This is a genomic window from Pseudomonas migulae (assembly GCF_043225285.1).
GTDB lineage: Bacteria > Pseudomonadota > Gammaproteobacteria > Pseudomonadales > Pseudomonadaceae > Aquipseudomonas > Aquipseudomonas migulae_C.
The window spans coordinates 4,814,430-4,828,691 of sequence record NZ_CP171224.1 but is presented as its reverse complement, the minus strand read 5'-3'; the positions used below and the strand labels follow the sequence as shown (position 1 = coordinate 4,828,691).

Sequence of the window (14,262 nt, the reverse complement as noted above, 5' to 3'; positions counted from 1 at the left end):
AAGACCCGTGACCCTCATCTACGGCCATCGCGGCGCCAAGGGCGAAGCACCGGAAAACACCCTGAACAGCTTTCAGGAATGCCTCAAGCACGGCGTGCGCCGATGCGAACTGGACCTGCACCTGTCGATGGACAACGAGTTGATGGTCATCCACGACCCGACGCTCAAGCGCACCACCGACCGGCGCGGCAAGGTGGTCGAGCACACCGCCGCCGAGCTGGTGACCTACGACGCGCGCAAGGGCGGCCCGGGCTGGATCAAGCCGTGCCCGATTCCGACGCTGGAAGAACTGTTCGAGAAATGCGATTTCGAGCACTGGCAGCTGGAAGTCAAAAGCGCTTCACGCACCCGCGCCGCCAGCACGGTGCTGGCGATTCGTGAAATGGCCCAGCGTTTTGGCCTGCTCGACAAGGTCACGATCACCTCGAGTTCGCGGGAAGTATTGAAAGCGGCTTTGGACCTGGTACCGGACGTGTCCCGCGGACTGGTGGCCGAATACGCCTGGCTCGACCCGTTGAAGGTCGCGCAAAGCTATGGCTGCGAGATTCTGGCGCTGAATTGGACCCTGTGTACGCCGGAACGCCTGGAGAAGGCGCAGCGTCAAGGGCTGCATGTGTCGGTGTGGACAGTCAACGAGCCCGCGCTGATGCGCAGACTCGCCGACTTCGGCGTTGACAGCCTGATTACAGACTTTCCCGGTTTGGCCACTGCCACGCTCGAGAATTGCTGAAATCGGTCTCCCCGGCCGGCTCAGGCCACCGGCCGGAGCCGCTCAAAAAAGCCGATTGAGGCCGTCGTACGCCGCTACCCGATAGGCTTCGGCCATGGTCGGGTAGTTGAACGTCGTGTTGACGAAGTACTTCAGCGTGTTCAGTTCGCCCGGCTGGTTCATGATCGCCTGACCGATGTGCACGATCTCCGACGCCTGATAACCGAAGCAGTGAACGCCCAGCACTTCCAGGGTCTCGCGGTGGAACAGGATCTTCAGCATGCCTTGCGGCTCGCCGGCGATCTGCGCACGCGCCATGCTCTTGAAGAACGCCTTGCCGACTTCGTACGGCACCTTGGCTTGGGTCAGCTCCTGCTCGTTCTTGCCGATCGAGCTGATCTCCGGAATGGTGTAGATCCCGGTCGGCACGTCGTTCACGAAGCGCCAGCTACCGTTATCAACGATGCTGCCGGCAGCCGAACGGCCCTGGTCGTGGGCCGCACTGGCCAGGCTTGGCCAGCCGATCACGTCACCGGCACCGTAGATGTTCGGCACGCAGGTGCGGTAAGCCTCGTCGACTTCGATCTGGCCACGGCTGTTGACCTTGACGCCGATGTTTTCCAGGCCGAGCTGGTCGGTGTTACCGGTACGGCCGTTGCACCAGAGCAAGGCGTCGGCCTTGATCTTCTTGCCCGACTTGAGGTGCAGGATCACGCCGTTGTCCACGCCTTCGACGCGGTCGTAGTCTTCGTTGTGGCGAACGGTGATGTTGTTGTTGCTGAAGTGGTAGCTCAACGCCTGGGAAATTTCCGAGTCGAGGAAGCTCAGCAACTGGCCGCGGTTGTCCACCAGTTCGACCAGTACACCCAGACCGCTGAAGATCGAGGCGTATTCGCAGCCGATCACGCCTGCGCCGTAAACGATGAGTTTGCGCGGGGTGTGGCCGAGGCTGAGGATGGTGTCGCTATCGTAGATACGCGGGTGGTGGAAATCGATGTCCGCCGGGCGATAAGGACGCGAGCCGGTAGCAATGATGATGTGCTTGGCCACCAGTTTTTCGACCACACCGTTGGCGCAGACCACTTCGATGGTTTGCTCGTCGGCGAAGCTGCCGGTGCCGAAGAACACGTCGACGCGGTTACGGGCGTAGTAGCCGGTACGCGAAGCGACTTGTTTGGAAATGACTTTCTCGGCGCTTTTCAGCACGTCCGGGAACGAGAACCAGCGCGGTTCACCAATCGCCCGGAACATCGGGTTGGTGTTGAACTGCATGATCTGCCGGACCGAGTGACGCAGTGCCTTGGACGGGATGGTGCCCAGGTGGGTGCAGTTGCCGCCGACCTGGCGACGGCTGTCGACCATCGCCACCTTGCGCCCTGCTTTGGCGGCGTTCATTGCCGCGCCTTCTCCCGCCGGGCCGGAACCCAGCACCACCACGTCGTAGTTGTAGACAGCCATGCGTACTCCTCAGAACAGGCCGCGGCGCCCTCGGCACCTGCGGCTAAATCACGCCGAATCTGCGGCGTGAAGGAACAATTTGGGGCCAGTGCAGAACCCGGACACAGTCTATAGAAGCGTCAACGCCGCGCACATTAACCCTTGGTCGCGTCGTAGGCTACTTTTGCCTGCACTACAACGCCAGTCTTCAATGCGCAATTCGCCGCAATCATTCGGTTTTGCCGCCACTGAGGCGCTCAAAAGCCTGATTGGTTCGTGTGACGAAACCTGTATCGGCACGAATCACAAAGAATGCACCGATATTGTGAGTTTCGGCATAGTCCCAACCCCGTTCAGGGCCGAGAATCAGCAACAGGGTCGATAAGCCATCGGCCATCAACGCTGAAGGATGAATCACCGTGACGGACGCCAGGGTGTGTAAGACCGGCGCACCGGTGCGGGCATCGAAGGTGTGGGAATAACGCCGGCCGCCCTGCTCGAAATAGTTGCGGTAGTCGCCGGACGTGGACACGCCATAGCCATCCACCGGAATGATGCGCTGAGCCACCTGCTGATCGTCGCGGGGTTCTTCCAGCGCAATCTTCCAGGGCGAGCCGTCCAGTTTGCGGCCAGCCGCCTTGAGTTCACCGGTGGCCTCAGCGAGGTAGTTGTGAATACCCATGGCGTCGAGTCTTGCCGCAATGGTATCGACCGCGTAGCCGGCAGCGATGCTGTTGAAGTCGACTTCAACGGCGGCGTCCTTGCACAGTTGATTGCCTTCGATGCGCAGATGTTGATAACCGACTCGCTTTTGCACCTCGGCCAAGGCTTCGGCGTTTGGGACTTTTTCTTCGCGGGCCTGCGGACCGAATCCCCAGAGATTGAGCAGTGGCTCCACAGTCAGGTCGTAGGAGCCTTCGCTTTGCTCTGACAGTTGTTCGCCAACGCGGATCAATTTGAGGATGGATGCGGGCATTTTCTGACAGCGATTGGCGGGCAGATCGTTGAAGCGTTCGATGTCCGAATCGCTGCGATAGGTCGACATTTGCTTGTCGACCTCGGCGAGGATCTTCTCCACCTCGCTGCGCACCTGTTCGGGCGCGGGCAGATTGGCGTGGCGCACGTATTTGATTGAATAAGTGCTGCCCATGGTCCGGCCGCCGAAGCTCTCCATGGAACCGCCATTGCCGCAGCCAGCCAAAACACCAGCCAGCATCACAACCACCTTCCAACGTCCAGTTAACAAATCTTCATCTCCCGGCAAAAGCACGCCAGCCATTATGGGAGACACGCGAAACGCTTTCTTACAAGATTTAAAAGTGAGTATCCAGACATGTCCTCCACGACCGGCAAAGGCAAGGCGATTTTTCGCGTTGTCAGCGGCAACTTTCTCGAGATGTTCGACTTCATGGTCTACGGCTTTTACGCCACGGCCATCGCCAAAACCTTCTTCCCCGCCGACAGCGCCTTCGCCTCCCTGATGTTGTCGCTGGCCACCTTTGGTGCCGGCTTCCTGATGCGTCCGCTGGGGGCGATTTTCCTCGGTGCCTACATTGACCGCCACGGCCGTCGCAAAGGCCTGATCATCACCCTCGCCATGATGGCCGCCGGTACCGTGCTGATTGCCTGCGTGCCGGGTTACGCGACGCTGGGTGTCGCGGCGCCGCTGATCGTGCTGTTCGGTCGCCTGCTGCAAGGCTTCTCCGCCGGCGTGGAATTGGGCGGTGTGTCGGTGTATCTCGCGGAGATTTCCACACCCGGTCGCAAAGGCTTTTTCGTCAGTTGGCAGTCCGCCAGCCAGCAAGCGGCGGTGGTGTTTGCCGGTTTGCTCGGCGTCGGCTTGAACCACTGGCTCAGCCCGGAGCAAATGGGTGAGTGGGGCTGGCGCGTGCCGTTCCTGATCGGCTGCATGATCGTGCCGGTGATCTTCGTGATTCGCCGCTCGCTGGAAGAAACCCCGGAGTTCCAGGCACGAAAACATCGCCCTACCCTGCGGGAAATCGTCCGTTCGATCGGTCAGAACTTTGGCATCGTCATCGCCGGCATGGCGCTGGTGGTGATGACCACTGTGTCGTTCTACCTGATCACCGCCTACACGCCGACTTTCGGCAAAGCCGAACTGCACCTGTCGGACCTGGATGCGTTGCTGGTCACGGTGTGCATCGGCCTGTCGAACTTCTTCTGGTTGCCGGTGATGGGTGCTGTGTCCGACAGGATCGGACGTAAACCCCTGCTGCTGGCGGCGACCATTCTGGCGATTCTCACCGCTTACCCGGCGTTGTCATGGCTGGTGGCCAACCCGAGTTTCAGCCATTTGCTGATCGTCGAGTTGTGGCTGTCGTTCCTCTATGGCTCGTACAACGGCGCCATGGTGGTCGCGCTGACCGAGATCATGCCGGTGGAAGTTCGTACGACCGGTTTCTCCCTGGCCTACAGCCTGGCGACCGCAACCTTCGGCGGGTTTACCCCGGCGGCCTGTACGTACCTGATTCATGTGCTGGACAACAAGGCTGCGCCGGGGATCTGGCTGAGTGGTGCGGCGGTGCTGGGATTGATCGCGACGCTGGTGCTGTTCCGTGGCAACAAGCATGAATTGCGCACGGCGCAGGCAGCGGTAGTTGGCGGCGCCTGATCGATCGCCATCGCGAGCAGGCTCGCTCCCACAATGGACCTGTGCCTGCAGGACACCTGTGGGAGCGAGCCTGCTCGCGAGAGGCCCGCAAAATCGCCACACATTTAACGCTCAGCCACCTTCAACGCCCCACTCCACCCCCCACCCAGCGCCTTGTACAACGTCACCTGATTAATCTCCCGCGCCAACTCCAGCTGTGCCCATTTCTGCTGCGCATCAAACAACGACCTCTGCGCATCCATGGTGGAAAAGTAACTGTCCAGCCCCGCCTCGAAACGCAAGCGCGACTGCCGGTACGCCTCCTGATAATCCCCCACCAGCTTCTTCTGGTACGCCACCTGAGTGAGCATTTCCTGCCGCGCATTCAGCGCATCCGCCGCTTCGCGAAACGCGTTCTGCACGGTGGCCTCATACGCCGCGGCCTGACCGTCAAACCGCGCATGACTGGCGTCCACCTGCGCCCGCCGCGCACCACCGTCAATCAGCGGCAACGTCCCTGCCAGCGCCACCGACCAGAACTCGGCCGGGCCACTGAGCAAGCGGGAAAAATCCCCGGTCAGGCTGCCCAGCGCGCCGGTCAGGGAGAACGTCGGGAAGTACGCCGTCCGCGCGGCGCCAATGTCGGCATTCGCCGCACGCAACGAAGCTTCCGCCGACATGATGTCGGGACGGCGCTCGACCAGTGACGATGGCAACCCGGCCGGCACGTCGAGCGTCGCCAACTGCTCGCCCAGCGCACCGGTCGGCAGCAGGTTCGCCGGCACCGGCTGCCCGACCAGTACGCGCAACGCATTGCTGTTCTGCGCCACTTGCATCCGATAGGTGTTGACCTGCACCGCCGCCGTGTTGGTTTGCGCATCCGCCTGGTGAACGTCGATCCGCGCGCTGGAGCCGAGGTTGAAACTCTTGCGCAGCAGCTGTCCGTAACGGTCCTGGGCTTGCCAGGTGTTCTGCGCGAGATCAAGCAAATGCTGATTGGCCTTGAGACTCAGCCAGGTGCTGGCCACTTCGCCGATCAGCGCCAGGCGCGCGGTCTGATAGTCCGCCTCGGACGCTTCGAAACGCGCCCCGGCGGCATTGCGCTGACTGCGGATGCGACCGAACAGATCCAGTTCGTAGGACGTGAACCCGCCGGTTGCCTGAAAGGTGTTGGCGATGCTGCCAGAACTGTCGCCACCATTGGGCGTTCGCACCAAAGGCGGTAATTTGCTGCGGCCAGCGTAGGTATCGATGCCAATCGTAGGAAAAAGCCCTGACCGCGCGCTGTCGTACCCGGCCCGCGCCTCTTCGACGCTGGCGGCGAACTGGCGCAGGCTGCGGTTGTTGACCAAGGCTATCTCGATCAACTGACGCAGGCGGTCATCCACCACAAAGCCGCGCCAATCCTTGTCGAACGCCTGCTTGCCGGCGCAGCACTCGCCGCTCGCGTTGGCCGGCCATTGCTGGTCGATGGGCGCATCAGGTTTCTCGTAGGTCGGTTCCAGCGAACACCCGGCGAGCAGGAGCAAAGACATGAAACACGTGGTCGGTAAGCAACTGTTCATGGCGCGCACCTAAAAACGTTGGCCGAGCAAAGCTCGCAAGGGAGAAAGAAGCACTGTCCACAGACTGGAACGACCAGCACTGATGTGCGGCAGCGCCTGTTTGCGCGAGCGAACGCTGACCGGCCGCCAGCGACGCTGGGGCACGTAGGATGATGCCTTGATCGGCGCAGGCAAACGCGGCGCCATACGTTTCTCGCCCAGCAGCGAACGACGCAGCAGGGTGCCGAATGCCAGCCCCGGCTCGGCCTTGCTGACCACATTGATCGATGCGTCACTGAACAGCCGCGCAATCAGCCTTCGACGCAGCGCTTCATCGAGCTCGGCAAAACGCAGGCCCAACTGGTCCTCGCCGTGATTGCGCATGACCTCGACATTCAACCATCCCAACTTGTCGACCCAAATCTCGCCGCACAAACCCGGTTTGATCGACGACGCGAAGGCGCAGGTCAGCGACGCGCCGCTGAGGGAAATATCCACCAGGCGACCGGGAAGCACCTTGCCGCCAAAACGGAATCCGGTGGGTTTGTCGAACGGAAAACGCTCCTCCCCATGCAAGCGCGGGCGATCGACACAGGCCACCAGGGTCGCCAGGTTGTAGACCAGCGCGACCACCGTCCAGCAGAGGTTGAACATCATGTTGCCGTCGAATGCAGCGGCTGTGCTGATGGCGACGTAGGCACCGAGTTGAGACAACAGGGTCAAGGCGAAAAAGAACCCGAACAGTTTCCAGTGGACCATGGTCTTCGTCCGGTCCAGCCCTTTGGCGGTGACTTTGAACGGTCGCCCGAACGGCCGGATCATGGCGCTGGCGATGGTGGCCGTGACTGCCAGCGAAGCAACAATCTGCGTGACTTCAGTGAAAATCGGCAAGGTGCGGCGGTCCGTGACCCACGTGCCGTACCCCCAGAAGGCAATCAGCGCCGGCATGCCGAACGCGAGAAAGTCCACCGGGTTGGCGTAGAACCCGGCGATGCCGAAGTACCAGTACAACACCGGCGACACCAGCATCATCAAAATGAACGGCTTGGAAAACCAATGCATCAGCCCGTGGATGTAATGCAGCCGGTCATTGAAGGTGTAACCGCCGCCGCGTAACGGGCCCTCCTTGAGCAGGGCCACTTGTATGGTGCCGAGGCACCAGCGCCCGCGCTGGTTGATGTACTCGGTCAGGCCCTCCGCCGACAAGCCGATCGACAGACGCTCATTGAGCCAGCGCGTGACGTAGCCCTTTTGCAGCAGCCGGTACGTGGTGTAGATGTCCTCGCAGACCGAGCCTGTAGGAAAACCGCCGATTTCATTGATCAAATCGCGCCGCACCACGAAGGACGTGCCGACACAAAACGCCGCGTCCCAGCCATCCTTCGCCGGTTGAAACACGTCGAAGAACACCCGCTGTTCATCGACCCAGCAGGCCGACGTGCCGAGGTTGTGCTGAATCGGATCGGGGTTGTAATAGAACTGCGGCGTCTGCACCAGGCCGACTTTCGGATCGTCGAACAGCCCCAGGGTGCGCAGCAGGATCGGCTGCTGCGGGGCAAAGTCGGCATCGAGCACCAGAATGTACGGCGCATTGCTGGCGGCCGCCGATTGGCGCAAACCGTTGTTGAGGTTGCCGGCCTTGGCGTGGGAATTGTCCGGGCGCCGCGCGTATTGCACGCCCACCTCGGCGCAGTAATCGCGTAACCAGTCGCGGCGCGTATCGTCGAGTACCCAGATGGTGAAATTGGGGTAATCAATGGCCTGGGCGGCGATGATGGTTTTTTCGAGGATATCCAGGCCTTCGTTATAGGTGGCGATGAAGATGTCCACCGCCGGCGCATCTGTACCTTGAGCGCGCAACCGTCGCTCGCCGGCGTCAGCGTCCTTGCTGTGATCCGAGCGGCAGAGCATGACGACGATGGAAAACAGCGTGTAACCGATCGCCAGCATTTCGAAAAACAAAAAGGCGTAGGCCCAGACCGTGGCAAACCCCGAGTGGCCATCGGGCAAAGTGTCGCGGATCCGCCACGCCGCGTAGTTGACCAGCAACAACGCGGTGACGGCGCCAAACCCTGCGCGGGCGAACCATTGGTCGCGGTGCGTCAGACAGGTGAACAGAATCACCACCGCCAGGGTCCAGAAGTTGATTTGCAGCAGTTGCAGCGAGTCGAGTGCCTGCATGTCAGTTAGCCTCTGGCGAGCCGGTGAAAGGATTGACGCCGGTGGCCGCGATCGCCGCCCACGCCGTGGCGCCCAGGTGAGGCAGGTGGTAATAGAAGAAATCGTTGGTGACCGAATCCGGGCCGATGGCCAGCCCGGTGCTGATGCGCGGGGCCGGTGTCGCAAACAGCCAGCCATCGCCCGCCTCTTGGGCAAGCAACACGCTCCACAGCGGTTGCGCCTTGTCACTCAAGCCGTTTAATTGCGCCACGGCTGCCGCCTGGGCGGTGCCTTCGGTCCACAAGCCGTCGGGGTTGCGGTTGAAACCGTAGCCGTCGCCAGACCGGTGGGCATGATCGATAAACGCGAAGACCCGCCGCCAATCCTTGGGCGGGTCCTGCAAGGCAATCAGCGGCCAGATCTGTGCATCCAGCCCGGAACGCACGCGGTCGGACGTCTGGCCGTCGGCACCGGTGCCGATCAGGAATCGCCCTTCCCCGGCGTCCCACTGGCTTGCGACGAATTGCCGGGCAATCCGGGCCTGTTGCGCCGAGCCGGGATCCGGCGCGACCGCATCGAGTGCTGACCACGCCGCCGCGAGGTCGACGTTATGCTCGGTGGACTTCCAGTTCTGCTGGACCTGTTGGGTGAAATATCCGTAGTAACCGCCACTGAAGCCGGCTGGTGATTGAGCGTCGTAGGTGTTTTCCTGCGACCAGTGCAGGACTTTTCTCGCTGCGTCCAGGTAAGACGCCTCGCCGCTTTGGCGAAACGCCTCCAGCAAGGCCAGTGCGGCCCACGCCTGATTGCCGGTGGCGCTGCTGACCTGATAAGCGTCCTGATTCCAGGCGTTGCGCTCAGTGCTCCAGTAACCCGGCAACTTCATCGATGGCGAGCTCACCGGACCGGCAGCGTAAGCGTTGCGCAAGCGACCGTCCTGATACTCGGGATCGTGTTGTGTGGCAAACACCAGGGCATCAGCGATACGCCGCGCCGACTCGGCCTTGCCGCAGGCAAACAGGGCGATGCTCGCCAGCGCGTTGTCGTAGGTGAACGCCACGCCGCGCAGGGCCAGGATCGGTGCGGGCTGACCGTTCAGCGCTGGATAACTGGCCACCAGCACCGGCCCCGCGGGCTGCGACGTCACCGCCCGATCCAGCGCCGCGCAGGTCATTGCCGCCAGTTGCGGCCGCGCTTGGGCCGCGAACGCGGATGCCCCGCCGCTGATCAGCATCACCCCGACCACTCCTCGCAAAAAGCCGTTCATGGTCGCGACACCTCGGCGCTGGCCCACAATCCCGGGTTGCAGGTCATGGCGCGCTGGCTCTCCGTCAGGTCAGCGGCAAACGTGCCGACCACGTAAACCGAATTCTGCTCGGCATAGGGAAACGGCACGCTGTAGGTATTGGCGCGAATGTCCGAGGCGCTGGACAGCAACTGCACCACGCTGGCTTTGAGCGGCTGATCGAGGCCGCGGATTTTCACGGTGAGCACACTGTCGCGATCGATCTTGCTGGCCATGCGTTCCGGGAACACCGCGATCACGTAGCTCTGCCCGCAATCGGTGGCGCGCAACAAGGTCGAGCCCGCTTGCACCAACGTCCCCTGCGGCGCCAGCAACTCCTGGACGGTGCCGGGCGAATAGGCCACGACGTCGTAACCGGTCATCAGCTTGACCCGGTTCTGTTCGGTTTCGATCAGCTGATTGAGGTTGTCGAGCTCCTGTTGATAGGTCGCGCGATTGCGCGCCTGGTTCTCCAGGCTGAGTTTCAAAGTGGTCATCTGCGCACTGAGGTCGAACATGCGCATCTGATCGGGATCGAGGTAGACCCGCTGGTTGGCGGCGCTGACATCGCCGTCGTTGATGCGCAATTGCGAACGCACCGATTCTGCGGCGCCCTGCAAGGAAGCGAGTTGCGCTTTCGACGAAGCGACCACCGCGCCACTCACCGCCCCTTGCACGAACAACTCAAGATTGCGCTCGACGGTTTCCTGCGCATCCATCAACCGCGCACTGGCGGCGCTGCTTTCGGCTTTCAGGGCTTTCTGGGTGAAGAGCTGGCGGGTATGAAACGCGGTTTGATATTGCTGACTGGTTTTCTCCAACGCCTCGTAATACTGCTGGTCATGCTCGGCCTGGCTGGCCGAAGACGACAATTGCTGCTCCAGCGTGAGTCGCCGGGTTTGCAGGGTCAGCAAGGTTTCCTGGTTAGCGCGCGGGTTTTCCACCACGGCGATCTTCTGGCCCTGGACAAACGTCGCACCGGGTTTGACCTCCAATGTGCTGACGACGCCGTCAATGGGTGTTGTCAGCAAAATCACCGGCGCATTCAATATCGCCCTGGTCGCCGACGCTGATACCAAGGGCATCAACAGTGTCGACATCAGCAGCCAGATGATAAATCCAAGAACACCCAACCCCACCAGCCGGGGTAACAGTGACAACAGTTTTGATCGTTCTTCCGCCATATTCGACTCTCCCGATAAACCAACCGCGTAAAGTCCAGGCAATAGAAGGCCGTGACCGCAAAACACTTTTGGCAGGGTGAGCGAGACACAATGATTTTCATGGACGGCAACTAAGCCGACGCTGTTGTATCTGGTTTTTATTGTGATGTGAGCAGGAATGGGATTCCTGTCTTTTTGGAGAGTTGCTGTGCAGCGCAGTTATCGACAGCATGGCGAGCCCGAGGCAGAGCGGGCGCTGTCATTGGCGACACTAGATTCAGTGTTAGGCAGTGTCAAGTATTTGAGCTGAGCAATTAAATGGCGCCAAATATGTAGCGCTTATTGTATTGGATCCACTCCGAATTATTAATGGCGATTGAAAGGCAACTGTTTATTTTTATTGGAGGTTTTTATTTTTAATACACGAATGAACTTTGTATTGAATTTGAGATAAGTCTTAATGTTTAAGGGCTCAGATTAAAACGATATAAGTAGACTGATTAATAAGCGTGGGCTTTGTTGGAGTACATATCCGTTTCTGCGGTAACGGCGGCTATTGGTTTCGCCCTTACGGCGAGTCACTTGGAAAAACGGAACGCCGCCCGGCCCTAAGTAACCAAGGGCTCTTGCCCCTTTCGCTCGGTGCCTCGCTAAGGCTCGGCATGCCCTCGTTCCGGTCCTGCTCCGTGGGCCCGCCGCCATCGGCCATCCATGGCCGGGGGCGGCTACCGCGGCATCCTTGCCGCGGTGCCCACTGCGCAGAACCTCCACTCGGCCTCACGAGGGGGCGTGCACCGTAAGATCAAAAGCGGAAGGCGAGCTAACGCTCGGCCTGATGAGTGGTGAGAAGCAAAAGCGTACGCGATCCCCTGTAGGAGCCAGCTTGTTGGCGAAAAACGCCCAGGCACCGCGTTCATCCAGACCTCCCGCGTCATCGTTGACGTCCATCGCCAGCAAGCTGGCTCCTACAATTTAGATCCAGGCGGGTCCAATCATTTTGACCGTGTGAACCCAACTCCCTGTAGGAACCGGCTTGCTGCGGGCGGCGTTCCGACGATAGCGGTGGGTCATCCAACATATTTATTGGCTGAACGAACGCCATCGTCGGAACGCCGCCCGCAGCAAGCCGGCTCCTACAAGGGAGCGGTGTACATATCCGGAATGAGGGAACGCGCACATCAAAGAGCCAGGTCGGCTACCAGGCCGCCTCGGCGGCTGTGGCGGTGATCGCCCCCTCGAGAGGCCGAGTGGAGGTTCTGCGTAGTGGGCAACCCGGCATGGATGCCGGGTTAGCCGCGCACGGCCATGGATGGCCGATCGCGGCGGGCCCACGGAGCAGGACCGGAGCGAGGGCATGCCGAGCCTAAGCGAGGCACCGAACGAAAGGGGCAAGAGCGCTTTGGTTACTTTCGCGCTTTTCGAAAGTGACTCGCCGTAAGGGCGAAACCAATATCAGCCATCACCGAAAAAACGGATATACACCCAAAAACCAGCACAAACAAAAACGCCCCGACCAAAGCCGGGGCGTTTTCATGTGCAGCTAATGCTTAGCGCGGGAACGCTGGCGGGTTTACACCGGCCATGTCTTCCATCACGCGAACCACCTGGCAGCTGTAACCGAACTCGTTGTCGTACCAAACGTACAGAACAACACGGTTATCCTGGGTGATGGTTGCTTCAGCATCCACAACACCGGCGTGACGCGAGCCAACGAAGTCGGTGGAAACCACTTCCTGCGAATTGACGTAGTCGATCTGCTTGTGCAGTTCGGAGTGCAGCGCCATGTAGCGCAGGTACTCGTTCATCTCTTCACGGGTGGCGGCTTTCTCAAGGTTCAGGTTGAGAATGGCCATCGACACGTTTGGCGTCGGAACACGGATCGCGTTACCGGTCAGCTTGCCAGCCAGCTCAGGCAATGCCTTCGCAGCAGCGGTGGCTGCACCGGTCTCGGTGATTACCATGTTCAGCGCGGCGCTACGACCACGGCGATCGCCCTTGTGGAAGTTGTCGATCAGGTTCTGGTCGTTGGTGTACGAGTGAACCGTTTCAACGTGACCGTTGACGATACCGAACTTGTCGTTGACGGCTTTCAGCACCGGCACGATGGCGTTGGTGGTGCAGGAAGCGGCCGAGACGATCTTGTCGTCAGCGGTGATTTCACCGTGGTTGATACCGTGAACGATGTTCTTCAGCTTGCCTTTGCCAGGCGCGGTCAGAACAACGCGGTCGATACCCGGGCAGGCCAGGTGCTGGCCCAGACCATCGGCATCACGCCATACACCGGTGTTGTCCACCAGCAGCGCGTCTTTGATGCCGTACTGGGTGTAATCCACTTCAGTCGGGTTCTTCGCGTAGATAACCTGGATCAGGTTGCCGTTGGCGGTGATAGTGTTGTTTTCTTCATCGATGGTGATGGTGCCGTTGAACGAACCATGTACCGAATCGCGGCGCAGCAGGCTGGCGCGCTTGGTCAGGTCGTTCTCGGCGCCCTTGCGGACCACGATGGCGCGCAGTCGCAGGCCGTCGCCGCCACCGGTTTTCTCGATCAGGATGCGCGCCAGCAGACGGCCGATACGACCAAAGCCGTACAGCACAACGTCGGTGCCTTTGCGAGCGGAGGCGTTTTGCTGGCCAACCACGTCGGCCATTTCTTCACGGACGAACTGCTCGGCAGTGCGGCCATTGCCTTCGACGCGGAATTTGTACGCCAACTTGCCCAGGTCCACCGAAGCTGCGCCGAGCTTGAGCTCGCTCATGGCTTTCAGCAGAGGGAATGTTTCGTGGACGGAGAGTTCGCTATCGTCGGAAGAACGATGGCGAGCAAAGCGGTGAGCTTTGAGAATCGCGATGACAGACTGGTTGATCAGGCTGCGGCCATAGATCGAGCTCACCACGTTGTTATTGCGGTAGAGCTGACCGATAAGCGGAATCATCGCTTCTGCGAGTGCTTCACGGTCGATCCATTCACCAAGACACTGGTCGGGCTTCTGAGTCACGGGAACCTTCCACATGTAGGGGCAGAAAAAAGGGGCTACATTATGCCGCCGAGTGACCCCGGTAGCAATGCGCGCCTGTCGTGCGATCCGTAACAATTTCCCGTTCAAAAAAAAGACGCGCTGGCGGAGCCCAGTAAAACCGCGGCTTTCAGCGCAGTCAATTTTTTGGAGACACCGCTGTCTTGTCCGTAACCCTCCGTAACACTCGGTCGTTTTGCCACTACATAATCGGTAATTTTCAGCAAAAAACCGGCGGATATTGTCTTTACCACTACATTTCGCCAAACCTGCGTAATAGACACAGTCAGCAACTGACAGGCGGCACCCGGGGCCGCTACAATTACCGACTTTGTCGCA

9 protein-coding genes are annotated in these 14,262 nt (G+C 60.4%); 2 read left to right on the top strand and 7 right to left on the bottom strand.

Annotated features, from left to right (window positions below; genetic code table 11):
- The first annotated feature begins 7 nt into the window (after positions 1-7).
- A complete protein-coding gene (locus ACF6ZU_RS22060) occupies positions 8-730 on the top strand; it encodes a glycerophosphodiester phosphodiesterase (protein ID WP_392886967.1) in 723 nt (240 codons plus the stop codon).
- 42 nt (positions 731-772) lie between these two features.
- On the opposite strand, the gene sthA is transcribed toward ACF6ZU_RS22060, so the two are convergent.
- Positions 773-2,167: a Si-specific NAD(P)(+) transhydrogenase gene (gene sthA / locus ACF6ZU_RS22055; protein ID WP_007984277.1), complete on the bottom strand. Its 1,395-nt coding sequence runs from the start codon at positions 2,165-2,167 to the stop codon at positions 773-775.
- Between the two features lie 208 nt (positions 2,168-2,375).
- On the bottom strand, positions 2,376-3,362 hold the full coding sequence (locus tag ACF6ZU_RS22050) for an FAD:protein FMN transferase (protein ID WP_392886965.1): 987 nt from the start codon (positions 3,360-3,362) through the stop codon (positions 2,376-2,378).
- A gap of 117 nt (positions 3,363-3,479) precedes the next feature.
- On the opposite strand from ACF6ZU_RS22050, the gene ACF6ZU_RS22045 reads away from it, so the two are divergent.
- Positions 3,480-4,778: an MFS transporter gene (locus ACF6ZU_RS22045; protein WP_392886964.1), complete on the top strand. Its 1,299-nt coding sequence runs from the start codon at positions 3,480-3,482 to the stop codon at positions 4,776-4,778.
- A 104-nt stretch (positions 4,779-4,882) separates the two neighbouring features.
- Here ACF6ZU_RS22045 and ACF6ZU_RS22040 read toward each other — a convergent pair whose 3' ends face one another.
- The 5 genes from ACF6ZU_RS22040 to ACF6ZU_RS22020 all read right to left on the bottom strand — a co-directional run bounded on the left by ACF6ZU_RS22040 (position 4,883) and on the right by ACF6ZU_RS22020 (position 13,920).
- Positions 4,883-6,322, bottom strand: coding sequence for an efflux transporter outer membrane subunit (locus ACF6ZU_RS22040; RefSeq protein ID WP_392886962.1), 1,440 nt, complete (start codon positions 6,320-6,322; stop codon positions 4,883-4,885).
- A 9-nt stretch (positions 6,323-6,331) separates the two neighbouring features.
- Positions 6,332-8,482 carry a glycosyltransferase family 2 protein gene (locus tag ACF6ZU_RS22035; protein WP_392886960.1) on the bottom strand — a complete coding sequence of 717 codons (2,151 nt, stop codon included), beginning with the start codon at positions 8,480-8,482 and terminating at the stop codon, positions 6,332-6,334.
- 1 nt (position 8,483) lies between these two features.
- Entirely contained in the window at positions 8,484-9,728 is a 1,245-nt protein-coding gene (locus ACF6ZU_RS22030) for a hypothetical protein (protein ID WP_392886958.1), read from the bottom strand.
- Positions 9,725-10,930 (bottom strand): HlyD family secretion protein, encoded by a 1,206-nt coding sequence (locus ACF6ZU_RS22025; RefSeq protein WP_392886956.1) that lies wholly within the window; start codon positions 10,928-10,930, stop codon positions 9,725-9,727. The genes ACF6ZU_RS22030 and ACF6ZU_RS22025 overlap by 4 nt, the downstream gene beginning before the upstream one ends.
- Before the next feature lie 1,526 nt (positions 10,931-12,456).
- On the bottom strand, positions 12,457-13,920 hold the full coding sequence (locus tag ACF6ZU_RS22020) for a glyceraldehyde-3-phosphate dehydrogenase (protein ID WP_392886954.1): 1,464 nt from the start codon (positions 13,918-13,920) through the stop codon (positions 12,457-12,459).
- Positions 13,921-14,262 lie beyond the last annotated feature (342 nt).